The organism is Micromonospora alfalfae (assembly GCF_022230925.1).
Classification (GTDB): domain Bacteria; phylum Actinomycetota; class Actinomycetes; order Mycobacteriales; family Micromonosporaceae; genus Micromonospora; species Micromonospora alfalfae.
Map to the genome: position 1 here is coordinate 50,415 of NZ_JAKKFH010000007.1, position 25,002 is coordinate 75,416.

The window sequence follows — 25,002 nt, forward strand, 5'->3', positions numbered from 1 at the left end:
GGGGGCCGGCTCGCCGGCCCCCGACCTCACCCGAGAATTAGCAGTACAGACGACGACATAGGGGACATAGTGCTCGACGTCAACTTCTTCGACGAGCTGCGCATTGGTCTCGCCACCGCCGACGACATCCGTCAGTGGTCGCACGGCGAGGTCAAGAAGCCTGAGACGATCAACTACCGCACCCTGAAGCCGGAAAAGGACGGGCTCTTCTGCGAGAAGATCTTCGGTCCGCAGCGGGACTGGGAGTGCTACTGCGGTAAGTACAAGCGCGTCCGGTTCAAGGGCATCATCTGTGAGCGCTGCGGCGTCGAGGTGACTCGCTCCAAGGTCCGCCGTGAGCGGATGGGGCACATCGAGCTCGCCGCTCCGGTGACCCACATCTGGTACTTCAAGGGCGTTCCGAGCCGGCTGGGTTACCTGCTGGACCTCGCTCCCAAGGACCTCGAGAAGATCATCTACTTCGCCTCGTACGTCGTGACGAGCGTGGACGCGGAGTCGCGTCACCGCGACCTCTCGACGATCGAGAACGAGATCCTGGCCGAGAAGCGGCAGTCCGAGAACAGCCGCGACTCGGAGATCGAGAAGCGGGCCGCCAAGCTCGAGGCCGACCTGGCCGAGCTGGAGGCCGAGGGTGCCAAGGCGGACGTCCGGCGCAAGGTCAAGGAGGGCGGAGAGCGCGAGATGCGCCAGATCCGCGACCGGGCCCAGCGCGAGATCGACCGCCTGGACGAGGTGCTGGACACCTTCCGCAAGCTGGAGCCGAAGCAGCTGGTCACCGACGAGCTGCTCTACCGCGAGCTGCGCGACCGGTTCGGTGAGTACTTCACCGGTTCCATGGGCGCCGAGGCGATCAAGGCGCTGGTCCAGAACATGGACCTCGACGCCGAGGCCGAGAGCCTGCGGGAGACCATCCGGTCCGGCAAGGGCCAGCGGAAGATCCGGGCGCTCAAGCGACTCAAGGTCGTCGCGGCGTTCCTGAACACCCGCAACTCGCCGCTCGGCATGGTGCTGGACTGCGTCCCGGTCATCCCGCCGGACCTGCGCCCGATGGTGCAGCTCGACGGTGGCCGCTTCGCGACCTCCGACCTGAACGACCTGTACCGCCGCGTGATCAACCGGAACAACCGCCTCAAGCGGCTGATCGACCTCGGCGCGCCCGAGATCATCGTCAACAACGAGAAGCGGATGCTCCAGGAGGCCGTCGACGCGCTGTTCGACAACGGCCGTCGCGGCCGGCCGGTCACCGGCCCGGGTAACCGCCCGCTGAAGTCGCTGTCCGACATGCTCAAGGGCAAGCAGGGCCGGTTCCGCCAGAACCTGCTGGGCAAGCGCGTCGACTACTCCGGCCGTTCGGTCATCGTGGTCGGCCCGAAGCTCAAGCTGCACCAGTGCGGTCTGCCCAAGCAGATGGCGCTGGAGCTGTTCAAGCCCTTCGTGATGAAGCGGCTGGTCGACCTCAACCACGCACAGAACATCAAGTCCGCCAAGCGGATGGTCGAGCGTCAGCGCCCGGTCGTGTGGGACGTGCTGGAAGAGGTCATCGGCGAGCACCCGGTGCTGCTCAACCGGGCGCCGACCCTGCACCGCCTGGGCATCCAGGCCTTCGAGCCGCAGCTGGTCGAGGGCAAGGCGATCCAGATCCACCCGCTGGTCTGCACCGCGTTCAACGCCGACTTCGATGGTGACCAGATGGCGGTGCACGTGCCGCTGTCCGCCGAGGCTCAGGCCGAGGCGCGGATCCTGATGCTGTCGTCGAACAACATCCTCAAGCCGGCCGACGGTAAGCCGGTCACCATGCCTACCCAGGACATGGTCATCGGTCTGTACCACCTCACCCACCTCACCGCCGGTGAGAAGGGCGAGGGCCGGGCGTTCAGCTCGGACGCCGAGGCGCGGATGGCCTTCGACAACGGCGAGCTGCACCTCCAGGCGCCGGTGAAGATCCGCCTGCGCGGCGTGGTCGGTGTCGACAACGGCAACGGCTCCGAGGCGTGGAGCGCCCCGGAGGGCTGGGTCGAGGGTGACCCGCTGACCGTGGAGACCACGCTGGGTCGGGTGCTGTTCAACGAGACGCTGCCGCAGGGCTACCGCTTCGTGAACTACGAGATCCGCAAGGGTCAGCTCTCCGCGATCGTCAACGACCTCGCCGAGCGCTTCCCCAAGGTGGCGCTTGCCGCCACCCTGGACGGGCTCAAGGAGGCCGGTTTCCACTGGGCCACCTGGTCCGGCGTGACGATCGGCATGGAGGACGTCATCGCTCCGCCGCGCAAGGCGGAGATCCTGGCGCGGTACGAGAAGGACGCCGACCAGATCGACAAGCAGTACCAGCGTGGTCTGATGACCGCCGAGGAGCGTCGCGGCGAGCTCATCGAGATCTGGACCAAGGCGACCAACGAGGTCGCCAAGGAGATGGACACCGCGCTGCCGCAGGAGAACCCACTGTGGAAGATGATCAACTCGGGTGCTCGCGGTAACCTGCTCCAGCTCCGGCAGATCGCGGCGATCCGTGGTCTGGTGGCCAACCCCAAGGGCGAGATCATCCCGCGGCCGATCAAGGCCAGCTACCGGGAGGGTCTGTCCGTGCTGGAGTACTTCATCTCCACGCACGGTGCCCGTAAGGGTCTTGCCGACACCGCGCTGCGTACCGCCGACTCGGGTTACCTGACCCGTCGTCTGGTGGACGTCTCGCAGGACGTCATCATCCGCGAAGAGGACTGCGGCACCGACCGGGCGATCCCGATGCAGATCGGCGAGAAGCTGGACGGCAAGCTCGTCGTCCACACCCACGCCGAGACCAGCGTGCACGCCCGGACCCTCGCCGACGACATCAAGGGGCCGGACGGCACCGTGGTGGCTGAGCGCGGTCAGGACATCAACTCCATCGGGGTCGACAAGATCGTCGCCGCTGGTGTGGAGACGGTCCGGGTGCGCAGCGTGCTCACCTGCGAGTCGAAGCTGGGCGTCTGCGCGGCCTGCTACGGCCGGTCGCTGCCGACCGGTAAGTCGGTCGACATCGGCGAGGCGGTCGGCATCATCGCCGCCCAGTCCATCGGTGAGCCCGGTACGCAGCTGACGATGCGTACCTTCCACACCGGTGGTGTCGCGGGTGAGGACATCACCCAGGGTCTGCCGCGTGTTCAGGAAATCTTCGAGGCTCGGGTCCCGAAGGGTAAGGCGCCCATCGCCGACACCCCCGGTCGGATCCGGATCGAGGATGGCGAGCGCTCGCGCAAGATCATCGTGGTGCCGGACGACGGCAGCGAAGAGATCGTCTACGACAAGATCTCGAAGCGGGTCAAGCTCCGTACCCACGACGGCGGTCACGTCGCTGTCGGCGAGAAGCTGACCGAGGGCACCATCGACCCGCACGAGCTGCTGCGGATCATGGGTCCGCGGGCGGTCCAGGTCCACCTGACCAGTGAGGTCCAGGAGGTCTACCGCTCGCAGGGTGTGCTCATCCACGACAAGCACATCGAGATCATCATCCGCCAGATGCTCAAGCGGGTGACGGTCATCGACTCCGGCTCGACCGAGTTCCTGCCGGGTGTGCTCGTTGACCGGGCGCTGTTCGAGTCGGAGAACCGCCGACTCGTCTCGGAGGGCGGCGAGCCCGCCGCTGGCCGTCCGGTGCTGATGGGTATCACCAAGGCCTCGCTGGCCACCGACTCCTGGCTCTCGGCGGCCTCCTTCCAGGAGACCACCCGGGTGCTGACCGACGCTGCGATCAACTCGCGCAGCGACTCGCTGGTCGGCCTCAAGGAGAACGTGATCATCGGAAAGCTCATCCCGGCCGGTACGGGCATCAGCAAGTACCGCAACGTCCGGGTCGAGCCGACCGAGGAGGCCAAGGCCAAGGTCTACTCGATGACCGGTTACCCGGAGACCGACTACGGGTTCGGGCCGGCCAGCGGGCAGGCAGTGCCGCTGGACGACTTCGACTTCGGGTCGTACCGCTAAGCACCAGTCACACGACGAGGCCCCCGGTGAAAGCCGGGGGCCTCGTCGTGTCCGTGCCCACCCACCCCTGCGCCGGGTTCGGCATGATGGGGAGATGACGACAGCACCCGGGCAGGTGTCCGTCGCCCAGCAGGGCATGCGCCACCCGCTGGACCCGGACCCGGCCCGCGCCACGAAGGCACGGGCGGTCTTCGCGCTGGGCCTGCTCGGCATGTTGACCGGGCTGTTCATCGGTGGCGTGGTGCCGGCCACGGTGGCCCTGCAACTGGCCCGGCAGGCGCGCCGGGAGGCGTACGCCTCCGGGGGTTTCCTGACCGGCGGCGTCTGGCTGCGACGGGGGGAGTGGATGGCCTGGACCGGCCTGGTGCTGGTGGCGGTCAGCGTGGTGGCCGCGGTGGTCATCGGGGTGGTCCGGTTGGCCGGCGCCCCGTTCGGCCACGACTACCCGGCGAACATGGACTGAGCCACCGGTGGCCGCGCCCGGCGCGGGCGGCGGTGCTCGCGGCGGTAGCCTGGCCGGTGTCCGCCGAGTGGCGGTGGCGGCCTTTCGACAGGAGGACCTCGTGACGGAACCGGCGCGGCCCCCTGCGGACGAACCGGCCGGCCCGCCGGACCCCCCGGCTCCGCCATCCGAGCCGAGCGACTGGGCGCGACCCGGCCCGAGCGGCGAGACGCACCAACCGGTCTCCAACCCGGGCCCGCCGCCCCCTGCGGCGCCGCACCCCGGTTGGGGTCCGAACGGCTGGGGCACCACCGCGACGCCCGGCTCCGACCAGCCGTACCCGGTCTCCAACGCACCGACCTCGATGCCGCAGGGCTGGGGTCCGTCGTCTTCTGCGCCGGCTGCGCCGTACGGCTGGGGTCCGCCGTCGTCAGGGCCTGGGACGCCGCCCGGCTGGGGTCCGCCGTCGTCTGGGCCCGGGGTGCCGCCCGGCTGGGGCCCGCCGCCGTCTGGGCCTGGGACGCCGCCCGGCTGGGGTCCGCCGTCGTCTGGGCCCGGGGCGCCGTACGGCTGGGGTCCACCGCCGCCGGGGCACGGCCCGGGGTGGGGTGGCACACCGGGGCGTTCGGTACCGCCGCCCACCGACGACCAGCGTCGGCCGCCGAAGCGGGTGGAGGCGATTTCGGGTACGCCGTTCGGCGTCGTGCACCTGGACGTGGCACCGGTCACCTCCGGGCTGGCCATCGGGGCGCTGGTGGCGGGGATCGCCTCACTCCTGGTCTCACTGCTGGTGATCTGCTTCGGAGTGGCCTTCAAGAACGACGGCGGGGCCTGGGCCTCCGGGGCGTTCGCCGCGCTGGGTGTGCTGGCCGGCGGGGCGGCGGTCGTCATCGGGCTGCTCGGCCGGCGGCAGATCGGGCGGCCCACAGCGCCCTCCGCGGTCCAGTTCACCGGCCGCGGGTTGGCGATGGCCGGGATCAGCTGCGGCGCGGCGGGGGCACTGCTCAGCCTGCTGGGCCTGGGTCTTGCCCTGCTTCTCACACTGACGTGAGGGTCGTCACCGAGAGATCCGGCACCTGGCGGGGGTTTTCCGCGGAAGGCTTCCGGTCACCCCGGGGGCGATGGGTGCTTCTGCGGGGAAGCCGGTACACTTACATTCGTAGGTGCCCATCGCGGGCGACGGGGCAGGACGAGATCCGGCCGGCGGGTGTGAGACAGTCGCCGGGCCATTCCGTTTTGACCTGGGCGGTTGTGGTAGGTACTCTTTCCCCTTGTGCCCGGGCATGCCCGGGCAACTCGTGCGTGCGCTGTTTCCGGCTTACGGGCGGCGGCACGACAAGCCAAAGATCCGGGGCGGGGCGACCCGCGTGCCGGTGACAAAACCCGGTACGAACGCGAGAGCGTCGCAACGGGGCCGTGACGAGGGCGACACGCCCGACCGCGGGTGCCGGGGTCTCCGCAAGGCGACCCTGGTCGGAATGTAGGAGAGCCGGTCATCAGGCCGGCTAACGAGCAGACGGCGCGGCCGCGGATGCGGCCGAAGGGAGCGGAGAAACCCGGTGCCCACGATCCAGCAGCTGGTCCGAAAGGGCCGTCAGGCGAAGACGACCAAGACCAAGACCCCGGCGCTGAAGGGTTCCCCTCAGCGGCGCGGCGTGTGCACCCGCGTGTACACCACCACCCCGAAGAAGCCGAACTCGGCGCTGCGCAAGGTCGCTCGCGTGAAGCTCAGCAGCCAGATCGAGGTGACCGCCTACATCCCCGGCGTCGGTCACAACCTGCAGGAGCACTCGATCGTGCTCGTTCGCGGCGGTCGGGTGAAGGACCTCCCCGGCGTGCGTTACAAGATCGTTCGCGGCTCGCTGGACACCCAGGGTGTCCGCAACCGCAAGCAGGCGCGCAGCCGGTACGGCGCGAAGAAGGAGAAGAGCTGACATGCCGCGTAAGGGACCCGCTCCGCGGCGGCCACTGGTCGCTGACCCGGTGTACAACTCGCCGCTGGTCACCCAGCTGGTGAACAAGATCCTGCTCCGCGGCAAGCGTCAGCTCGCCGAGTCCATCGTGTACGCGGCCCTCGAGGGCTGCCGCGAGAAGTCCGGCACCGACCCGGTCGTCACCCTCAAGCGGGCGATGGACAACGTCAAGCCGACCCTCGAGGTGCGCAGCCGTCGTGTCGGTGGCGCCACCTACCAGGTTCCGGTCGAGGTCCGCCCGACCCGGGCGACCACCCTGGGCCTGCGCTGGCTGGTCACGTACTCCCGCGCCCGGCGCGAGAAGACCATGGTCGAGCGGCTGATGAACGAGCTGCTGGACGCGAGCAACGGCCTCGGTGCCGCCGTCAAGCGGCGCGAGGACACGCACAAGATGGCCGAGTCGAACAAGGCCTTCGCGCACTACCGCTGGTAACACCCTGGTTCCGGCGCCTCCGGGCGCCGGAACCGCCACCAGTTGAGTCGAGACGACGATAAGTAGGGATTGAAGTGGCCGCCGCAGACGCGCTCGCCAAGGTACGCAACATCGGCATCATGGCGCACATCGATGCCGGTAAGACCACGACCACCGAGCGAATCCTGTTCTACACCGGCATCACGTACAAGATCGGTGAGGTCCACGAGGGCGCTGCCGTCATGGACTGGATGGAGCAGGAGCAGGAGCGTGGTATCACCATCACCTCCGCTGCTACCAAGTGTGAGTGGAAAGACCACACGATCCAGATCATCGACACGCCTGGCCACGTTGACTTCACGGTCGAGGTCGAGCGGTCGTTGCGGGTCCTGGATGGTGCGGTAGCGGTCTACGACGGTGTCGCCGGCGTGGAACCGCAGACGGAGAACGTCTGGCGGCAGGCCGACAAGTACAACGTCCCGCGTATGTGCTTCGTCAACAAGCTCGACCGGACCGGCGCCGACTTCTTCCGCTGCGTGCAGATGATGATCGACCGGTTGAACGCCACCCCGCTGGTGCTCCAGATCCCGATCGGGCTCGAGGGTGACCACATCGGTGTCGTCGACCTGATCGGCATGCGCGCGCTCACCTGGCGTGGGGAGACCCAGAAGGGTGAGGACTACGCGGTTGAGGAGATCCCGGCCGAGCTGGCCGACTCCGCGGCCGAGTGGCGCGAGAAGCTGATGGAGACCCTCGCCGACGTCGACGACGCGGTGATGGAGAAGTACCTGGAGGGCGACGAGATCTCCGTCGAGGAGATCAAGGCCGCCATCCGGCGTGCCACCATCGCCGGCAAGGCCAACCCGGTGCTCTGCGGCTCGGCGTTCAAGAACAAGGGCGTTCAGCCCATGCTCGACGCCGTTGTCGACTTCCTGCCGTCGCCGCTGGACGTTCCGGCGATCGAGGGTACGGCCACCGACGGCGAGACCCCGCTGCTGCGTAAGCCGTCCAACTCGGAGCCCTTCTCCGGCCTGGCCTTCAAGATCCAGACGGACAAGCACCTGGGCAAGCTCACCTACGTGCGGGTCTACTCCGGCACGCTCGATTCCGGTTCCCAGGTGGTCAACTCCACCAAGGACCGCAAGGAGCGGATCGGCAAGATCTACCAGATGCACGCCAACAAGCGGGAAGAGCGTCCGTCGGCGCAGGCCGGCGACATCATCGCCGTGCAGGGTCTCAAGCAGACCACCACCGGCGACACTCTCTCCGACCCGGCGAACCCGGTGATCCTGGAGTCGATGACCTTCCCGGAGCCGGTCATCTCGGTGGCGATCGAGCCGAAGACCAAGTCCGACCAGGAGAAGCTGGGCACTGCCATCCAGCGCCTGGCCGAGGAGGACCCGACCTTCCGCGTCCAGTTGGACGAGGAGACCGGTCAGACGGTCATCTCCGGCATGGGTGAGCTGCACCTGGACATCCTGGTCGACCGTATGCGCCGCGAGTTCAACGTCGAGGCGAACGTCGGCAAGCCGCAGGTGGCGTACCGCGAGACCATCCGCCGCAAGGTGGACAAGGTCGAGTACACCCACAAGAAGCAGACCGGTGGTTCCGGCCAGTACGCCCGCGTGATCGTGAGCGTCGAGCCGCTTCCGCTGGACAACGACTCGCCGACCTACGAGTTCGCCAACGCCGTCAGCGGCGGCCGCATCCCCCGGGAGTTCATCCCCTCGGTGGACGCCGGTGCGCAGGACGCGCTGCAGTACGGCATCCTGGCGGGCTTCCCGCTGGTCGGCGTGAAGCTGACCCTGCTGGACGGCCAGTACCACGAGGTCGACTCGTCGGAAATGGCATTCAAGATCGCCGGCTCGATGGTGATGAAGGACGCGGCCCGCAAGGCCGATCCGGCACTGCTCGAGCCGATGATGGCCGTTGAAGTCACCACTCCTGAGGAGAACATGGGTGACGTCATCGGTGACCTCAACTCCCGCCGCGGCATCATCCAGGCGATGGAGGAGCGCAGCGGCGCCCGCATCGTCCGGGCCCTGGTGCCGTTGTCGGAGATGTTCGGCTACGTCGGCGACCTGCGGTCGAAGACCCAGGGCCGGGCTAGCTACAGCATGCAGTTCGACTCCTACGCCGAGGTTCCGCAGAGCGTCGCGAAGGAGATCATCGCCAAGGCAACGGGCGAGTAACGCTCTGAGCAGGTGATTCGTGGTTGGTCGCGGGAGGGTTCACCCGCTCGCGGCCACCACGATCGGATCGCGTGAGACCGGGCCTGTAGGCTTCATCGCCGCAGAACCCACAAAGGCTCTCCGGCCGTCAGGCCGGAAAGGCTGTCGACAGAGTCCTAAGCGCCGACCGGCGCGCCGGGCGTACGAACCAAGAAGTCCACAGGAGGACACCAGTGGCGAAGGCTAAGTTCGAGCGGACTAAGCCGCACGTCAACATCGGCACCATTGGTCACATCGACCACGGTAAGACGACGCTGACGGCGGCCATCACCAAGGTCCTGCACGACCAGTACCCGGACCTGAACCCCTACACGCCGTTCGACGAGATCGACAAGGCGCCGGAGGAGAAGGCCCGCGGCATCACGATCTCGATCGCGCACGTCGAGTACCAGACCGAGTCGCGGCACTACGCGCACGTCGACTGCCCTGGGCACGCCGACTACATCAAGAACATGATCACCGGTGCCGCGCAGATGGACGGCGCGATCCTGGTGGTCGCGGCGACCGACGGCCCGATGCCGCAGACCCGCGAGCACGTGCTGCTGGCCCGTCAGGTCGGTGTGCCGTACATCGTCGTGGCGCTCAACAAGAGCGACATGGTCGATGACGAGGAGCTCCTGGAGCTCGTCGAGCTCGAGGTCCGTGAGCTGCTCTCCTCGCAGGAGTACCCGGGTGACGACCTGCCGGTCGTTCGGGTTTCGGCGCTGAAGGCCCTCGAGGGTGACCCCGAGTGGACCGGCAAGCTGCTGGACCTGATGACCGCTGTCGACACCTCGATCCCGCAGCCGGAGCGCGAGGTTGACAAGCCGTTCCTGATGCCGGTTGAGGACGTCTTCACGATCACTGGTCGTGGCACCGTCGTCACCGGTCGCGTGGAGCGCGGCGTTCTCCTGCCGAACGAGGATGTTGAGCTCGTCGGTATCAAGGAGAAGAGCTTCAAGACCAAGGTCACCGCGATCGAGATGTTCCGGAAGACCCTGGACGACGCCCGCGCAGGCGAGAACGTCGGCCTGCTGCTGCGTGGTACCAAGCGCGACGAGGTCGAGCGCGGCATGGTCGTCGTGAAGCCGGGCTCGAACACCCCGCACACGGAGTTCGAGGCGACGGTCTACATCCTCTCCAAGGAGGAGGGTGGCCGTCACACCCCGTTCTTCCAGAACTACCGTCCGCAGTTCTACTTCCGGACCACTGACGTCACCGGTGTCGTCACCCTCCCCGAGGGCACCGAGATGGTCATGCCGGGTGACAACACGTCCATGTCGGTGAAGCTGATCCAGCCCATCGCCATGGAGGAGAACCTCAAGTTCGCGATCCGCGAGGGTGGCCGCACCGTCGGCGCCGGGTTCGTCACCAAGATTAACAAGTGAACTAGGTAACCCCGATTAGACCCGCCGCCGGTCGTGCGGCATACTAGTCAGGTTGCGTAACGACAGTTCGTCGCCTGTGTTCGGCTTTCGCTGAACCTCCGGGTGGCGAGGCAGTCGAGCGTAGGGTGGTTGGCGGCCCAGTCGCCAACCACCCTCGTACGGCGTTCAGGTCGCGGTAATGCGATCGGCGCCTTGACCCCCCGTGCGGTCAGCACCACTCCGGTACCTAGGGGCGGAGCTCGGCCCGAGGGCGCGACACGCCCGACCGCGGGGGTCGGCGAAGTGGGCCTGTGCCAGCCGGTACAGGCGCCCGCAACACAGCGGCATCGAGAGAAGGAACAGAAGCCACCATGGCGGGACAGAAGATCCGCATCCGGCTCAAGGCCTATGACCACGAGGTCGTCGACTCCTCGGCTCGGAAGATCGTCGAGACGGTGACGCGCACCGGGGCGCAGGTCGCGGGCCCGGTGCCGCTGCCCACGGAGATCAACCGTTTCTGCGTTATCCGCTCGCCGCACAAGTACAAGGACTCGCGCGAGCACTTCGAGATGCGCACGCACAAGCGGCTGATCGACATCATCGACCCGACCCCGAAGACGGTCGACTCGCTCATGCGCCTCGACCTGCCGGCTGGCGTCGACATCGAGATCAAGCTGTAGGGACCGGACAAATGGACAGGCAAGTCAAGGGGATCCTGGGCGCCAAGCTCGGCATGACCCAGGTCTGGGAGAACAACCGTGTTGTTCCCGTGACCGTGGTCGAGGCCGGCCCGTGCGTCATCAGCCAGGTTCGTAGCGCCGAGAAGGACGGTTACTCCGCGGTCCAGCTCGCGTACGGCACCATCGACCCGCGCAAGGTCAAGAAGCCGATCAGCGGGCACTACGCCAAGGCGGACGTGGCGCCGCGCCGGCACATCGTCGAGCTGCGCACCACTGACGCTGGGGAATACTCGCTCGGCCAGGAAGTCACTGTCGAGGAGTTCCCGGCCGGCGTCACCATCGACGTCACCGGCAAGACCAAGGGCAAGGGCTACGCCGGCCCGATGAAGCGGCACGGCTTCCACGGTCTGGGCGCCGGGCACGGCGTCGAGCGCAAGCACCGCTCGCCCGGCTCCATCGGCGCCTGCGCCACTCCGGGTCGTGTCTTCAAGGGCACCCGGATGGCCGGTCGTATGGGTGGCGTGCGGTACACCGTGCAGAACCTCACCGTCCAGGCGGTCGACACCGAGAACAACCTGCTGCTCGTCCGGGGTGCCATTCCTGGTCCCAAGGGCGCGCTCGTTCTGGTCCGTACCGCGGCCAAGAGCAAGGTGAAGAAGGGCGGTGCGGCCAAGTGACCACCGTTGACGTGCGCACCGTCGAAGGCACCACCAGCGGCTCCGTGGAGCTGCCGGAGGACATCTTCGACGTGCAGGCCAACGTCGCGCTGATGCACCAGGTCGTGGTGGCCCAGCTCGCGGCGGCCCGACAGGGCACGCACAAGGCCAAGACCCGCGGCGAGGTCGCCGGTGGCGGCAAGAAGCCGTACAAGCAGAAGGGCACCGGTCGCGCCCGGCAGGGCTCGATCCGCGCGCCGCAGTTCGCCGGCGGTGGCGTCGTGCACGGTCCCGTGCCGCGCGACTACAGCCAGCGGACCCCGAAGAAGATGAAGGCCGCCGCTCTGCGGGGTGCCCTCTCCGACCGGGCCCGCGCCGGGCAGGTGCACGTCGTCGAGGCGTTCGTCTCGGGCGAGAAGCCGTCGACCAAGGCGGCCCTGGCCACGCTGACCAAGCTCACCGAGGCCCGTCGGGTCCTGGTCGTGCTGAGCAGCACCGACGAACTGAACTGGGTGTCGCTGCGCAATGAGCCGCGGGTGCACCTGATCGAGTCCGGCCAGCTGAACACGTACGACGTGCTCGTGGCCGACGACGTGGTCTTCACCAAGGACGCCCTGGACGAGTTCCTGGGCGTGCCCGCCGAGACCACCGAGGAGGGTGGCAAGTGAGCACGATCGCCGACCCGCGCGACATCATCGTGGCGCCGGTCGTCTCGGAGAAGAGCTACAGCGAGCTGAACCGGAACTGGTACACCTTCCTGGTGCACCCGGACGCGAACAAGACCGAGATCAAGATCGCTATCCAGCAGATCTTCAACGTCCGCGTCCTGACGGTCAACACGCTCAACCGCCAGGGTAAGCGCAAGCGCACCAAGACCGGTTTCGGTCAGCGCAAGGCGACCAAGCGGGCGATCGTGAAGCTGGCTGACGGTGACCGCATCGAGGCCTTCGGCGGCCCGGTCAGCTGAGGGGTGTAGACAATGGCTATCCGTAAGTACAAGCCGACGACGCCGGGCCGACGTGGCTCCAGTGTCGCTGACTTCGCCGAGATCACCCGGTCCACGCCGGAAAAGTCGCTGCTGGCTCCGTTGCCGAAGAAGGGCGGGCGTAACGCCCACGGCCGGATCACCACGCGGCACCACGGTGGCGGTCACAAGCGTCAGTACCGTCTGATCGACTTCAAGCGGGTCGACAAGGACGGCGTGCCGGCGAAGGTCGCTCACATCGAGTACGACCCGAACCGCACGGCGCGCATCGCGCTGCTGCACTACGCCGACGGCGAGAAGCGGTACATCCTCGCGCCGAAGGACATGAAGCAGGGCGACCGCGTCGAGTCCGGCCCGGGCGCCGACATCAAGCCGGGTAACAACCTGCCGCTGCGCAACATCCCGGTCGGTACCACGATCCACAACGTGGAGCTGCGTCCGGGTGGCGGGGCCAAGCTGGCCCGTTCCGCCGGCGTCGGCATCCAGCTGCTCGGCCGCGAGGGCGCGTACGCGACCCTGCGTATGCCGTCCGGCGAGATCCGGCGGGTGGACGTGCGCTGCCGCGCCAGCGTCGGCGAGATCGGCAACGCCGACCAGTCGAACATCAACTGGGGTAAGGCCGGCCGGATGCGGTGGAAGGGCAAGCGCCCGACCGTCCGTGGTGTCGCCATGAACCCGGTCGACCACCCGCACGGTGGTGGTGAGGGTAAGACCTCCGGTGGTCGCCACCCGGTCAACCCGCAGGGTAAGCCCGAGGGCCGCACCCGCCGTAAGGGCCAGCCGAGTGACCGGCTGATCGTCCGCCGCCGCTACGCCACGCGTAAGCGCGGCTGAGGGAGATAAGACATGCCTCGCAGCCTGAAGAAGGGCCCGTTCGTAGACGACCACCTGCTCAAGAAGGTGGAAGTTCAGAACGACAAGGGCTCCAAGAACGTGATCAAGACCTGGTCGCGGCGCTCGACGATCATCCCCGAGATGCTGGGGCACACGATCGCCGTGCATGACGGACGCAAGCACGTCCCGGTGTTCGTGACCGAGGCGATGGTCGGGCACAAGCTCGGCGAGTTCGCGCTGACCCGCACGTTCAAGGGTCACGAGAAGGACGACCGGAAGAGCCGTCGGCGCTGACGCCGCGGGCATACGGATAGAGGGAACAAGGGGTTACAGCGATGCCAGGAAAGGGCGACGCTCCGGTGCTTCCGGGCGCGCGGGCGGTTGCGCGGCACGTGCGCATCTCGCCGATGAAGGCGCGCCGGGTGGTCAACCTCGTCCGCGGCCTGCCCGCGAAGGAGGCGCTCACGGTGCTGCAGTTCGCGCCACAGGCTGCGAGCGAGCAGGTGTACAAGGTGCTCGCTAGCGCGATCGCCAACGCGGAGAACAACGAGCGGCTGGACCCCGACGCGCTGCTCGTCAGCGAGGCCTTCGTGGACGAGGGCCCGACGATGAAGCGGTTCCAGCCGCGGGCGCAGGGTCGGGCGTACCGAATCCGCAAGCGCACCTGCCACATCACTGTGGCGGTCGAAGCGGTCGCGCCGGCAGCGCCGAGGAAGGCCGCGGCGAAGAAGGCCGCCCCGGCCACGGAGGCCGCACCGGCCGAAGCGCAGAGCAAGACGGAGGACGCCGAGTAATGGGTCAGAAGGTTCACCCCACTGGGTTCCGGCTCGGCATCTCGACCGACTGGAAGTCCCGCTGGTTCGCGGACAAGCTCTACAAGGACTACATCGGCGAGGATGTCAAGATCCGCCGCATGATGTCCAAGGGCCTCGAGCGTGCCGGGATTTCCAAGGTCGACATCGAGCGCACCCGCGACCGGGTCCGGGTCGACATCCACACCGCCCGGCCGGGCATCGTCATCGGCCGTAAGGGTGCGGAGGCCGACCGGATCCGCGGCGAGCTTGAGAAGCTCACCGGCAAGCAGGTTCAGCTGAACATCATCGAGGTGAAGAACCCCGAGTCGGACGCTCAGCTGGTCGCGCAGGGCGTGGCCGAGCAGCTGTCCAGCCGGGTCAGCTTCCGTCGGGCGATGCGCAAGGCCATGCAGTCGGCGATGAAGAACCCGGTCTGCAAGGGCATCCGGGTTCAGGTCTCGGGTCGCCTCGGCGGCGCCGAGATGAGCCGGACCGAGTTCTACCGTGAGGGCCGGGTTCCGCTGCACACGCTGCGGGCCAACATCGAGTACGGCTTCTTCGAGGCCCGTACCACGTTCGGTCGGATCGGTGTGAAGGTCTGGATCTACAAGGGCGACGCCGTCCCGGGCCGGGAAGCTCCGGCCGAGGCCGGTCCGTCCCGCCCGCGTCGTGGTGAGCGCGGCGACCGTCCCGAGCGTCCGCGCCGTGGCCGGTCGGGTTCGTCCGGCACCACGGCTGGTGGCACCGAGGCCGGTCGGGCTGCTGCGACCACCATCGCGCAGCAGGCCGAGACGCCGAGCGGCGAGCCGGTGGACAGCGCAGCTGTCGCCGCCACTGCTGCTCCGGCAGAAACGCAGCAGGAGGGCTGACAGATGCTGATGCCGCGCAAGCCCCCGAAGGGCTTCCGCAAGCCGCACCACCCGGACCGCAGTGGCGCGTCCAAGGGTGGTAACCGGGTGGTGTTCGGCGAGTTCGGGATCCAGGCTCTCGAGCCGGCGTACGTGACGAACCGGCAGATCGAGTCGGCACGTATCGCGATGACTCGCCACATCAAGCGTGGTGGCAAGGTCTGGATCACGATCTTCCCGGACCAGGCCCTCACCAAGAAGCCTGCCGAGACCCGGATGGGTTCCGGTAAGGGTTCGCCCGAGTGGTGGGTTGCCAACGTCAAGCCGGGGCGGGTTCTCTTCGAGATGTCCTTCCCCAACGAGCAGACCGCGCGAGAGGCCATGCGTCGCGCGATCCACAAGCTCCCGATGAAGTGCCGCATTGTTACGCGCGAAGTGGGTGAATCCTGATGGCAGCGGGCGTTAAGGCGACCGAGCTGCGTGAGCTCTCCGAAGAGGAGCTGGTCACGAAGCTGCGGGAGGCCAAGGCGGAGCTGTTCAACCTCCGCGTGCAGGCCGCAACCGGGCAGCTGGACAACAACCGGCGGTTGCAGGTCATCCGTCGGGAGATCGCCCGGATCTACACGATCATGCGTGAGCGCGAGCTGGGGCTCTCGGCCGCGCCGACTGAGGTGACTGCATCATGACCGAAGAGACCGCCACCGCCGCCGCGCGGTCGCGCCGCAAGGTCCGCGAGGGCCTGGTGATCAGCGACAAGATGGACAAGACCGTCGTGGTCGAGGTCGAGGACCGGGTTCGGCACGCGCTGTACGGCAAGATCATGCGCCGCACGGCCAAGCTGAAGGTGCACGACGAGCAGAACGCCGCTGGCACCGGTGACCGGGTTCTCATCATGGAGACCCGGCCGCTGAGCGCCACCAAGCGTTGGCGGATCGTGGAAATCCTGGAAAAGGCCAAGTAGCGAAGGCTCGAGCTCGCCCGGCGTTGCGTCGGGCGTAGGTTCCGCCAGGCTCCGGCCGCTACGGCGGCCGGAGAACCGGCAGACATAGGAGATAGACGTGATTCAGCAGGAGTCGCGACTGCGCGTCGCCGACAACACGGGTGCTCGGGAGATCCTGTGCATCCGGGTTCTCGGTGGCTCGGGTCGGCGCTACGCGAGCATCGGCGACGTCATCGTGGCCACGGTCAAGGACGCGATCCCGGGTGCCGGTGTGAAGAAGGGCGACGTCGTCAAGGCTGTCGTCGTTCGCACGGCCAAGGAGAGGCGTCGTCCGGACGGCTCGTACATCCGCTTCGACGAGAACGCCGCCGTCATCATCAAGGACGGCGGGGACCCGCGTGGAACCCGTATCTTCGGCCCGGTGGGCCGGGAGCTGCGGGACAAGCGGTTCATGAAGATTATTTCCCTCGCGCCGGAGGTGTTGTGACCGTGAAGGTCAAGAAGGGCGACACGGTCGTCGTCATCGCCGGCAAGGACAAGGGTGCCAAGGGCAAGGTCATTCAGGCCTACCCGCGGCAGGACAAGGTCCTTGTCGAGGGCGTGAACCGGGTCAAGAAGCACACCCGCATCAGCACCACCCAGCGTGGCGCCAAGACCGGCGGCATCGTCACTCAGGAGGCCCCGATCCACGTCTCGAACGTGCAGGTCCTGGACTCCGACGGCAAGCCGACCCGCGTCGGTTACCGGATCGACGACAACGGCCAGAAGGTCCGCATCGCGCGTAGCACCGGTAAGGACCTGTGATGACCACGGCTACCGAAAAGACCCTGCCGCGCCTCAAGGAGCGGTACCGCAACGAGATCGTGGCCCAGCTGCGTGAGCAGCGCAGCTACGGCAACCCCATGCAGGTGCCGCGGCTGGTCAAGATCGTCGTCAACATGGGTGTCGGCGAGGCTGCTCGCGACGCCAAGCTGATCGACGGCGCGGTCCGCGACCTCGCCACGATCACCGGCCAGAAGCCGCAGGTGCGTCGGGCGACCAAGTCCATCGCGCAGTTCAAGCTCCGCGAGGGCATGCCGATCGGCGCGAAGGTCACCCTTCGCGGCGACCGGATGTGGGAGTTCATGGACCGGCTGCTCTCCATCGCGCTGCCGCGTATCCGCGACTTCCGCGGCCTGGACGGGCGCAAGCTGGACGGGCACGGCAACTACACGTTCGGTCTGACCGAGCAGTCGGTGTTCCACGAGATCGACCAGGACCGGATCGATCGCCAGCGGGGCATGGACATCACGGTGGTCACGACCGCCACGACCGACGACGAGGGCCGGGCGCTGCTCAAGCTCCTGGGCTTCCCGTTCAAGGAGAACTGAGATGGCCAAGAAGGCGCTGATCATCAAGGCGGCCGCGAAGCCGAAGTTCTCGGTTCGCGCGTACACCCGCTGCCAGCGGTGCGGGCGTCCGAAGGCGGTCTACCGCAAGTTCGGGCTCTGCCGGGTCTGCATCCGGGAGATGGCTCACCGCGGTGAGCTGCCGGGCGTGTCCAAGGCTTCCTGGTAAGGGCGACCGCGTCCCGGCCGTCGGCCGGGAACTCCTGCACCGATTAGGTATTGCTCTTCGCCGTAGGCCCGGGGCTGATGCCCCGGGAACCCCGGCGAGAAAGGCTGACGAAATCCATGACGATGACCGACCCGATCGCAGACATGCTCACGCGTCTGCGTAACGCCAACCAGGCGTACCACGATCAGGTGAAGATGCCCTACTCCAAGATCAAGGCGAACATCGCCGAGGTCCTGAAGGCCGAGGGTTACATCTCCACCTGGTCGGTCGAGGAGCCCGAGGAGGGCGCCGTCGGCAAGCGACTGGTCGTCGAGCTGAAGTACGGCCAGAGCCGCGAGCGGAGCCTGGCCGGCATCAAGCGCGTGTCCAAGCCCGGTCTCCGGGTGTACGCCAAGTCGGACGGGCTCCCGCGGGTGCTCGGTGGGCTGGGCGTGGCGATCATTTCGACGTCCCAGGGGCTGCTGACCGACCGGCAGGCCCGCAAGCGGAGTGTTGGCGGGGAAGTCCTCGCCTTCGTCTGGTAACGGGAGACAGGTAGAAATGTCGCGAATTGGACGTAAGTCGATCCCGGTGCCAGCCGGCGTCGACATCACGATCGACGGGCAGACCGTCAAGGTCAAGGGCCCCAAGGGCCAGCTCCAGCACACCCTCGCCGAGCCGATCACGGTCGAGCGGGCCGAGGATGGGCAGCTGAGCGTCAACCGGCCGAACGACGAGCGCAAGGCCAAGGAACTCCACGGCCTGAGCCGTACGCTGGTTGCCAACATGATCGTCGGGGTCACCGAGGGCTACCGCAAGAGCCTGGAGATCGCCGGCACCGGTTACCGGGTCACCGCCAAGGGTTCGGACCTCGAGTTCGCGCTCGGGTTCTCGCACCCGGTGGTCGTCCCCGCCCCGGCGGGCATCACCTTCACGGTGGAGCGGCCGACCCTGTTCCACGTGGCTGGCATCGACAAGCAGCAGGTCGGTGAGGTCGCCGCCAACATCCGGAAGATCCGCCCGCCGGAGCCCTACAAGGGCAAGGGCGTCAAGTACCAGGGCGAGGTCATCCGCCGCAAGGCTGGAAAGGCAGGTAAGAAGTGAGCGCCACGCTGCTCAAGCGCCGCCGCGGTGTCGCCGCCAAGCGCGCCGTTGGGCGTGCGCGTCGACACTTCCGCGTCCGCAAGAACGTCAGCGGTACGGCCGAGCGTCCGCGCCTGGTCGTCACCCGCTCGCTGCGGCACATGGTCGCCCAGATCGTCGACGACACCAAGGGTCACACCCTGGCGTCGGCGTCGACCCTGGACGCCTCGCTGCGCGGTGCGGAGGGCGACAAGAGCGCCCTGGCTGGCAAGGTGGGCGCGCTGCTCGCCGAGCGGGCCAAGGCCGCCGGCGTCTCCAAGGTCGTCTTCGACCGCGGCGGCAACCGGTACGCGGGGCGAGTCGCCGCGCTTGCCGACGCCGCCCGCGAAGCCGGGCTCGAGTTCTAACAACCCCGTCACGAGAGAGAAGGAAGGCTGCTGATGCCAGGTCAACAGCGCCGTGGCGGCGGGTCCGGTGGCAACGAGGGTGGTCGCCGCGACAACCGCCGTGAGGGCGGCCGCGGAAACGCGCCCGTCGAGAAGACCCCGCACCTTGAGCGGGTCGTCGCGATCAACCGCGTCGCCAAGGTCGTGAAGGGTGGTCGTCGCTTCAGCTTCACCGCCCTGGTGATCGTGGGCGACGGCGACGGCACGGTCGGCGTGGGCTACGGAAAGGCCAAGGAGGTGCCCGCGGCCATCGCCAAGGGCGTCGAGGAGGCCAAGAAGCACTTCTTCAAGGTCCCGCGGATCGGTCAGTCGATCCCGCACCCGGTGACGGGTGAGGACGCCGCTGGTGTGGTGCTGCTCAAGCCGGCCTCGGCCGGTACGGGTGTCATCGCCGGTGGACCGGTGCGTGCCGTGCTGGAGTGCGCTGGGATCCACGACGTGCTCTCCAAGAGCCTCGGTTCGTCGAACCCGATCAACATCGTGCACGCCACGGTGGCGGCCCTGAAGGGGCTTGAGTCCCCCGAGCAGGTCGCGGCGCGTCGTGGTCTGCCGGTGGAGGACGTCGCGCCGGCCGCCATGCTGGCGTCGCGTGCGGGGGTGGCGCACTGATGGCACGCCTGAAGGTCACCCAGCTCCGGTCCGGTATCGGGACCAAGCACAACCAGCGTGAGTCGCTGCGTTCGCTCGGTCTCAAGCGGATCAACGACGTGGTGGTCAAGGAGGACCGGCCCGAGATCCGCGGCATGATCTTCACTGTGAGCCACCTCGTGAAGGTCGAGGAGGTCGAGTAATGACGATCAAGGTGCATCACCTGCGCCCGGCACCCGGTTCCAAGACCGCGAAGACCCGTGTGGGTCGCGGTGAGGGTTCCAAGGGCAAGACCGCTGGTCGCGGTACCAAGGGCTCCAAGGCCCGCAAGAACATCTCGGCGGCGTTCGAGGGTGGGCAGATGCCCATCCACATGCGCCTGCCGAAGATGAAGGGCTTCAAGAACAAGTTCAAGGTGGTCTTCCAGGTGGTCAACCTGGACCGACTCGCTGAGCTGTTCCCGAATGGTGGTCAGGTCGGCCCGCTGGAGCTCGTTGAGTCCGGCGCGGTCCGCAAGGGTCACCCGGTCAAGGTCCTCGGCACCGGGGATCTCGGCGGTGTGGCGCTCCAGGTGTCCGCGCACGCGTTCAGTGCGTCGGCCAAGGAGAAGATCGCTGCTGCCGGTGGCTCCGTCACCGAGCTGTAAGGCCTACGACCATGGCGCCCGTCCAGTTGAGAGCAACTGGCGGGCGCCGTGGTCTGCCTGGGGCCTGAGCGCCCGGTAACATCGGAATCGATTTATGTAGTCGGGCGCATCTGCCCGGACCGGGGTGAGGCTGTTAGAGTCCCATCCCAGCCATGGATTGCGGGCACTCGCTCGTGATCCACCCCGACCCGCCAGGGATCACCGGCGGCCCGCCGCGCGCAGGAGGAAGAAGTTGCTGTCCGCCTTTCTCAGTGCGTTCCGTACGCCTGACCTGCGCAAGAAGCTGCTGTTCACAGTAGGCATCATCGCGGTCTACCGGCTGGGTGCAACGCTCCCCAGCCCGGGCGTCTCGTACGGCAACGTGCAGAAGTGCCTCGACACCATCCAGGGTGACACCACCGGGGTGGTGAACCTTCTCAACCTCTTCTCCGGCGGAGCGCTGCTACAGCTCTCGGTCTTCGCGCTGGGCATCATGCCCTACATCACCGCGTCGATCATCCTGCAGCTGCTGACCGTCGTGATCCCCCGCCTGGAGCAGCTCCGCAAGGAGGGCCAGGCCGGTCAGGCGAAGATCACCCAGTACACCCGCTACCTGACTCTTGGTCTCGGTGTGCTGCAGGCGTCCGCGTTCGTGGCCCTGGCCCGCTCGGGCCAGCTGTTCCAGAACAAGTGCGACCAGTTCCCGATCATCCCCACCGGCACCGGCATCCCGGACTGGCTGACCCTGGCCATCCTGGTGATGACGATGACCGCCGGCACCGGCATGGTCATGTGGCTCGGTGAGCTGATCACCGACCGCGGCGTCGGCAACGGCATGTCCGTCCTGATCTTCACCTCGATCGCGGCGCGGCTGCCCAGCGAGGGCTGGCAGATCAAGACCAGCAAGGGCTGGGACATGTTCGCCTTGGTCATCGCGCTGGTCCTGGTGGTCATCACGGCGGTCACCTTCATCGAGCAGGCGCAGCGCCGGATCCCGGTGCAGTACGCCAAGCGGATGATCGGCCGGCGGATGTACGGCGGCACGTCGACCTACATCCCGCTCAAGGTCAACCAGGCGGGTGTGATCCCGGTCATCTTCGGCTCGTCGCTGCTCTACCTGCCGCAGTTGGCGCTGCAGTTCTTCGACCAGACCGACAAGAGCAAGACGCAGATCTGGATCGAGAACAATCTGGCGGCACCAGACAGCCCGATCTACATCTCGGTCTACTTCCTGCTGATCATCTTCTTCACGTACTTCTACGTCTCCATCACGTTCAACCCGACCGAGGTCGCTGACAACATGAAGAAGTACGGCGGATTCGTGCCGGGCATCCGCCCGGGCAAGCCGACTGCCGACTACCTCGACTTCATCCTCAGCAGGATCACCCTGCCGGGCGCGCTCTACCTCGGCGTCATCTCGATCTTGCCGAACTTCTTCTTCATCTGGCTGGACAACCAGCAGTACCAGAACTTCCCGTTCGGCGGCACCGCTGTGCTCATCATGGTCGGCGTCGGTCTGGAGACCGTGAAGCAGATCGAGAGCCAACTCATGCAGCGGAACTACGAAGGGTTCCTGCGGTAGATGAGACTCGTTCTGGTTGGCCCGCCGGGCGCGGGCAAGGGCACGCAGGCCGAGTTCATCGCCGCGCACCTCTCGGTGCCGAAGATTTCGACCGGAGACATCTTCCGGTCGAACGTCACCCAGGGCACGCCGCTCGGTGTCGAGGCGAAGCGGTACATGGATGCGGGCGAGCTGGTTCCGGACGAGGTCACCATCAACATGGTCCGGGACCGGCTGGCCGAGCCCGACGCCAGCGAGGGTTTCCTGCTCGACGGCTTCCCGCGGACGACTCCGCAGGCGGCCGCTCTGGACAAGCTCCTGGCCGATCTGGGCACCGCCCTGGATCTGGTCCTGGAGCTGGTCGTCGACGACGACGAGGTGATTCGGCGGCTCTCCGGCAGGCGTACCTGCCGGGGCTGCGGCAAGATCTGGCACGTCGAGTTCGATGCCACCACCCGGCCCGGCATCTGTGACCGGTGCGGCGCCGAGCTGTTCCAGCGCGACGACGACAAGCCGGAGACCATCGCCACGCGGCTTCGTGAGTACAGCGAGAAGACCGCACCCCTGGTCGACTACTACGGCGCTCAGGGCAAGCTGGTCGGGATCGACGCCACCGGGCCGGTGGAGGACGTCACCACCCGGGCCATCGACGCGTTGCGGTCGTACGGCGGCTGAGGTCCGGCCGGGCCACGGCGGATAGAGTGCGAACAGCGGGGTACGCGTTATGTGCCCCGCTGTTCGGCAACGAAAGGTAACCGCTCCATGCGTCGTCCCCAGCTGGACATCCAGCTGAAGACCCCTGACCAGATCGAGAAGATGCGGGCCGCCGGGCTGGTGGTGGCCGAGGCGTTGCGCCGGATGCGGGAGGCTGTCGCCCCCGGTGTGAGCACCGCCGATCTGGACGCCATCGCCGAGGCGACTATCCGCGAGGCGGGCGGCGTTCCGTCGTTCAAGGGCTACCACGGTTTTCCGGCGTCGATCTGTTCCTCGGTCAACGAGCAGATCGTGCACGCCATCCCGTCGCCGAAGCAGGTGCTCCAGGCCGGTGACCTGATCTCCATCGACTGCGGCGCGGTGCTGGACGGGTGGCACGGCGACTCCGCGATCACGGTCGGGGTCGGTGACGTCGACCCGGCGCTGCTGAAGATGGCCGAGGTCGCCGAGGACGCGATGTGGGCCGGCATCACCGCCGCCGCGCGTGGTGCGGCCAGCGGCAAGGGCCGCCTCACCGACATCTCGCACGCAGTGGAGACCGCTGTCCGCAAGGGCGGCCGGTACGGCATCGTCGACGGCTACGGCGGGCATGGCATCGGCACCGAGATGCACCAGGACCCACACGTGCTCAACCACGGTCGGCCGGGCAAGGGTCCGCGACTGGTCCCCGGTATGGCGCTGGCCATCGAGCCGATGATCACCATGGCGTCTCCGCGTACCGTCGAGTTGGCCGACGGGTGGACGGTCGTCACCCGGGACGGCTCGGTGGCCGCGCACGTCGAGCATTCGATGGCGCTGTTGCCGGACGGCGTCTGGGTGCTCACCGCGTTCGACGGCGGCCGCGCCCGCCTGGGCGACCTGGTGACCGCCCGCCAACCCGCAGCCACCAAAACCCCCTAACCCCACCCCAACCCTCGTCGATCATGAAGTTATTGCCCTGACACGCCGGTGAGGCTGGCAATAACTTCATGATCGACCGAAGCGCGGGGTCGGATGGGCTGGCGCGACGGTGGCATGCTTGCCGGCATGGACGGGCGCGACGGGATGGACGGGCGCGACGGGTTGCGGGCCGCAGACTCGGACCGTGCGGCGGTGGCCGACCGATTGCGGGTCGCCCTCGACGAGGGCCGACTGGATCTGCACGAGTATGACGAGCGGTTGCAGCGGGCCTATGCGGCACGCACGTATGCCGATCTTGAAGCCCTGCTCACCGACCTGCCGCCGGTGACGCCGACGCAGTGGTCCGGCCTGGCCCCGACCACCGGGCCGACGGTGAGCCCGCTGGGTGACCCGCTCGGTCAGGCCCTCACCCGGGGCGCCACCGCCCGTTGGCTGGCTGAGGTGTGGTTCCCGTACCTGCGGGTGATCGCCATCGTGGTGACCATCTGGGCGGTGACGTCGGTGCTCAGCCAGGATCTGCTCTACTTCTGGCCGGCCTGGGTGGCCGGGCCGTGGGGTGCGGTGCTGGTGGTCCGCACGGTTACCGGGCTGGCCGGGCGCGAGCCCCAGCGCCAGGCCATCAAGCGCCAGCGCCGCCGAGAACGCAAACAGGCAAAGCGCGCCATCAACCCAGACAACCCCCAATAACCCCCCCCCGAGCCCTGCCGCCCCCTCCGTTGATCATGAAGTTATTGCCATGGCACGCCGGGGTTGGGGGCAACAACTTCATGATCAACGGGGCTGGAGGTGGGGTCGGTCGGGGTGACGCGCGGGTTGGTGGGTGGTCGGTTTGGCGGGGGACTGCAGGCCGGCGTACACTTTCAGATCGGCGCACAGCGTCCACTCCGGCATGCCCACCCTGCGCTTCGGTGGGAGCTGGAGCCGCGGCTGGCGCGGGCTTCTGATTCTGATCAGATTTCCGTGTAAGACGTTGTGGGCCGCCCGGAGCAATCGACGTCAGGACAGCGGAGGACATGCCGAAAAAAGACGGAGCCATTGAGATCGAGGGTCGGGTCATCGAGCCCCTGCCGAACGCCATGTTCCGGGTGGAGCTCGCGAACGGCCACAAGGTGTTGGCTCACATCAGCGGCAAGATGCGGCAGCACTACATCCGCATTCTTCCGGAGGACCGGGTCGTCGTCGAACTTTCGCCGTACGACCTGACCCGCGGGCGCATCGTCTACCGCTACAAGTAGTCCTGACGACGGCCGGGAAGTCCCGTGTCCGTCTTCGACGTCCGGCGTCGCGCTGAGCGCGTAGCCGGGCCAGATGGGAAGTAAGGCAACCGTGAAGGTCAAGCCGAGCGTCAAGAGGATCTGCAACAAGTGCCGGGTTATCCGCCGGCACGGCCGGGTCATGGTCATCTGCAGCGACCCGCGCCACAAGCAGCGCCAGGGCTGACTCAGCCCGTC

Annotated in this window: 34 protein-coding genes; all 34 read left to right on the forward strand. The window is 67.5% G+C overall.

Going from position 1 to position 25,002, the window contains the following annotated elements; genetic code table 11:
• Positions 1-69: 69 nt before the first annotated feature.
• The 34 genes from MED01_RS06085 (at position 70) to rpmJ (ending at position 24,991) form a co-directional block, all read left to right on the forward strand.
• A complete protein-coding gene (locus MED01_RS06085; protein WP_124858781.1) occupies positions 70-3,957 on the forward strand; it encodes a DNA-directed RNA polymerase subunit beta' in 3,888 nt (1,295 codons plus the stop codon).
• A gap of 94 nt (positions 3,958-4,051) precedes the next feature.
• Positions 4,052-4,420 carry a hypothetical protein gene (locus MED01_RS06090; RefSeq protein ID WP_238667531.1) on the forward strand — a complete coding sequence of 123 codons (369 nt, stop codon included), beginning with the start codon at positions 4,052-4,054 and terminating at the stop codon, positions 4,418-4,420.
• Positions 4,421-5,069: 649 nt separating this feature from the next.
• On the forward strand, positions 5,070-5,450 hold the full coding sequence (locus tag MED01_RS06095; RefSeq protein WP_238667532.1) for a hypothetical protein: 381 nt from the start codon (positions 5,070-5,072) through the stop codon (positions 5,448-5,450).
• Between the two features lie 508 nt (positions 5,451-5,958).
• On the forward strand, positions 5,959-6,333 hold the full coding sequence (rpsL, locus tag MED01_RS06100; protein ID WP_007465318.1) for a 30S ribosomal protein S12: 375 nt from the start codon (positions 5,959-5,961) through the stop codon (positions 6,331-6,333).
• A 1-nt stretch (position 6,334) separates the two neighbouring features.
• Entirely contained in the window at positions 6,335-6,805 is a 471-nt protein-coding gene (gene rpsG / locus MED01_RS06105; RefSeq protein WP_007465317.1) for a 30S ribosomal protein S7, read from the forward strand.
• 74 nt (positions 6,806-6,879) lie between these two features.
• Positions 6,880-8,976, forward strand: a complete 2,097-nt coding sequence (gene fusA, locus MED01_RS06110) for an elongation factor G (protein ID WP_308193421.1) — start codon at positions 6,880-6,882, stop codon at positions 8,974-8,976.
• 212 nt (positions 8,977-9,188) lie between these two features.
• A complete protein-coding gene (gene tuf, locus MED01_RS06115; protein WP_030489585.1) occupies positions 9,189-10,382 on the forward strand; it encodes an elongation factor Tu in 1,194 nt (397 codons plus the stop codon).
• 350 nt (positions 10,383-10,732) lie between these two features.
• Entirely contained in the window at positions 10,733-11,041 is a 309-nt protein-coding gene (rpsJ, locus tag MED01_RS06120) for a 30S ribosomal protein S10 (protein ID WP_007073037.1), read from the forward strand.
• 11 nt (positions 11,042-11,052) lie between these two features.
• Positions 11,053-11,718 (forward strand): 50S ribosomal protein L3, encoded by a 666-nt coding sequence (gene rplC / locus MED01_RS06125; RefSeq protein ID WP_091402403.1) that lies wholly within the window; start codon positions 11,053-11,055, stop codon positions 11,716-11,718.
• A complete protein-coding gene (gene rplD, locus MED01_RS06130; protein WP_030489587.1) occupies positions 11,715-12,365 on the forward strand; it encodes a 50S ribosomal protein L4 in 651 nt (216 codons plus the stop codon). Before rplC ends, rplD begins: the two co-directional genes overlap by 4 nt.
• Complete coding sequence (rplW, locus tag MED01_RS06135) at positions 12,362-12,664, forward strand: 50S ribosomal protein L23 (RefSeq protein ID WP_007465304.1); 303 nt, start codon at positions 12,362-12,364, stop codon at positions 12,662-12,664. The genes rplD and rplW overlap by 4 nt, the downstream gene beginning before the upstream one ends.
• Before the next feature lie 12 nt (positions 12,665-12,676).
• A complete protein-coding gene (rplB, locus tag MED01_RS06140) occupies positions 12,677-13,516 on the forward strand; it encodes a 50S ribosomal protein L2 (protein WP_053653944.1) in 840 nt (279 codons plus the stop codon).
• Between the two features lie 12 nt (positions 13,517-13,528).
• The gene (gene rpsS, locus MED01_RS06145; protein ID WP_007465299.1) at positions 13,529-13,810 is read left to right on the forward strand and encodes a 30S ribosomal protein S19; all 282 of its coding nucleotides are present in this window, start codon (positions 13,529-13,531) and stop codon (positions 13,808-13,810) included.
• A 41-nt stretch (positions 13,811-13,851) separates the two neighbouring features.
• Positions 13,852-14,310, forward strand: a complete 459-nt coding sequence (rplV, locus tag MED01_RS06150; RefSeq protein ID WP_007465297.1) for a 50S ribosomal protein L22 — start codon at positions 13,852-13,854, stop codon at positions 14,308-14,310.
• Entirely contained in the window at positions 14,310-15,179 is an 870-nt protein-coding gene (gene rpsC / locus MED01_RS06155; RefSeq protein WP_091402401.1) for a 30S ribosomal protein S3, read from the forward strand. The genes rplV and rpsC overlap by 1 nt, the downstream gene beginning before the upstream one ends.
• Before the next feature lie 3 nt (positions 15,180-15,182).
• Positions 15,183-15,608, forward strand: coding sequence for a 50S ribosomal protein L16 (gene rplP / locus MED01_RS06160; RefSeq protein ID WP_053653940.1), 426 nt, complete (start codon positions 15,183-15,185; stop codon positions 15,606-15,608).
• A complete protein-coding gene (gene rpmC, locus MED01_RS06165) occupies positions 15,608-15,844 on the forward strand; it encodes a 50S ribosomal protein L29 (protein WP_007465283.1) in 237 nt (78 codons plus the stop codon). The genes rplP and rpmC overlap by 1 nt, the downstream gene beginning before the upstream one ends.
• Positions 15,841-16,119 carry a 30S ribosomal protein S17 gene (gene rpsQ / locus MED01_RS06170; protein ID WP_030489590.1) on the forward strand — a complete coding sequence of 93 codons (279 nt, stop codon included), beginning with the start codon at positions 15,841-15,843 and terminating at the stop codon, positions 16,117-16,119. The genes rpmC and rpsQ overlap by 4 nt, the downstream gene beginning before the upstream one ends.
• Before the next feature lie 97 nt (positions 16,120-16,216).
• Positions 16,217-16,585: a 50S ribosomal protein L14 gene (rplN, locus tag MED01_RS06175; protein ID WP_007465279.1), complete on the forward strand. Its 369-nt coding sequence runs from the start codon at positions 16,217-16,219 to the stop codon at positions 16,583-16,585.
• The gene (gene rplX / locus MED01_RS06180) at positions 16,582-16,902 is read left to right on the forward strand and encodes a 50S ribosomal protein L24 (protein WP_172899047.1); all 321 of its coding nucleotides are present in this window, start codon (positions 16,582-16,584) and stop codon (positions 16,900-16,902) included. The genes rplN and rplX overlap by 4 nt, the downstream gene beginning before the upstream one ends.
• Positions 16,902-17,468, forward strand: a complete 567-nt coding sequence (rplE, locus tag MED01_RS06185; protein ID WP_091402385.1) for a 50S ribosomal protein L5 — start codon at positions 16,902-16,904, stop codon at positions 17,466-17,468. Before rplX ends, rplE begins: the two co-directional genes overlap by 1 nt.
• Before the next feature lies 1 nt (position 17,469).
• Positions 17,470-17,655: a type Z 30S ribosomal protein S14 gene (locus MED01_RS06190; protein ID WP_007465272.1), complete on the forward strand. Its 186-nt coding sequence runs from the start codon at positions 17,470-17,472 to the stop codon at positions 17,653-17,655.
• Positions 17,656-17,771: 116 nt separating this feature from the next.
• Positions 17,772-18,179: a 30S ribosomal protein S8 gene (gene rpsH, locus MED01_RS06195; protein WP_124816396.1), complete on the forward strand. Its 408-nt coding sequence runs from the start codon at positions 17,772-17,774 to the stop codon at positions 18,177-18,179.
• Between the two features lie 16 nt (positions 18,180-18,195).
• Entirely contained in the window at positions 18,196-18,738 is a 543-nt protein-coding gene (gene rplF / locus MED01_RS06200) for a 50S ribosomal protein L6 (protein WP_091402383.1), read from the forward strand.
• Positions 18,735-19,124 carry a 50S ribosomal protein L18 gene (gene rplR, locus MED01_RS06205; RefSeq protein WP_030329901.1) on the forward strand — a complete coding sequence of 130 codons (390 nt, stop codon included), beginning with the start codon at positions 18,735-18,737 and terminating at the stop codon, positions 19,122-19,124. The genes rplF and rplR overlap by 4 nt, the downstream gene beginning before the upstream one ends.
• 33 nt (positions 19,125-19,157) lie before the next feature.
• The gene (gene rpsE, locus MED01_RS06210; protein ID WP_074314587.1) at positions 19,158-19,772 is read left to right on the forward strand and encodes a 30S ribosomal protein S5; all 615 of its coding nucleotides are present in this window, start codon (positions 19,158-19,160) and stop codon (positions 19,770-19,772) included.
• Complete coding sequence (gene rpmD, locus MED01_RS06215) at positions 19,772-19,954, forward strand: 50S ribosomal protein L30 (RefSeq protein WP_007465262.1); 183 nt, start codon at positions 19,772-19,774, stop codon at positions 19,952-19,954. Before rpsE ends, rpmD begins: the two co-directional genes overlap by 1 nt.
• Positions 19,954-20,397: a 50S ribosomal protein L15 gene (rplO, locus tag MED01_RS06220; protein ID WP_030329906.1), complete on the forward strand. Its 444-nt coding sequence runs from the start codon at positions 19,954-19,956 to the stop codon at positions 20,395-20,397. The genes rpmD and rplO overlap by 1 nt, the downstream gene beginning before the upstream one ends.
• A 232-nt stretch (positions 20,398-20,629) precedes the next feature.
• Positions 20,630-21,958 carry a preprotein translocase subunit SecY gene (gene secY, locus MED01_RS06225; RefSeq protein ID WP_238667533.1) on the forward strand — a complete coding sequence of 443 codons (1,329 nt, stop codon included), beginning with the start codon at positions 20,630-20,632 and terminating at the stop codon, positions 21,956-21,958.
• Positions 21,959-22,612 carry an adenylate kinase gene (locus MED01_RS06230; RefSeq protein ID WP_088950228.1) on the forward strand — a complete coding sequence of 218 codons (654 nt, stop codon included), beginning with the start codon at positions 21,959-21,961 and terminating at the stop codon, positions 22,610-22,612.
• An 87-nt stretch (positions 22,613-22,699) separates the two neighbouring features.
• The gene (gene map / locus MED01_RS06235) at positions 22,700-23,551 is read left to right on the forward strand and encodes a type I methionyl aminopeptidase (protein ID WP_238667534.1); all 852 of its coding nucleotides are present in this window, start codon (positions 22,700-22,702) and stop codon (positions 23,549-23,551) included.
• 144 nt (positions 23,552-23,695) lie between these two features.
• Positions 23,696-24,238 (forward strand): DUF1707 SHOCT-like domain-containing protein, encoded by a 543-nt coding sequence (locus MED01_RS06240; RefSeq protein WP_238667618.1) that lies wholly within the window; start codon positions 23,696-23,698, stop codon positions 24,236-24,238.
• Between the two features lie 326 nt (positions 24,239-24,564).
• On the forward strand, positions 24,565-24,786 hold the full coding sequence (gene infA / locus MED01_RS06245; RefSeq protein ID WP_007073013.1) for a translation initiation factor IF-1: 222 nt from the start codon (positions 24,565-24,567) through the stop codon (positions 24,784-24,786).
• A 91-nt stretch (positions 24,787-24,877) separates the two neighbouring features.
• The gene (gene rpmJ / locus MED01_RS06250; protein ID WP_043965539.1) at positions 24,878-24,991 is read left to right on the forward strand and encodes a 50S ribosomal protein L36; all 114 of its coding nucleotides are present in this window, start codon (positions 24,878-24,880) and stop codon (positions 24,989-24,991) included.
• The last annotated feature ends 11 nt before the right edge of the window (positions 24,992-25,002 follow it).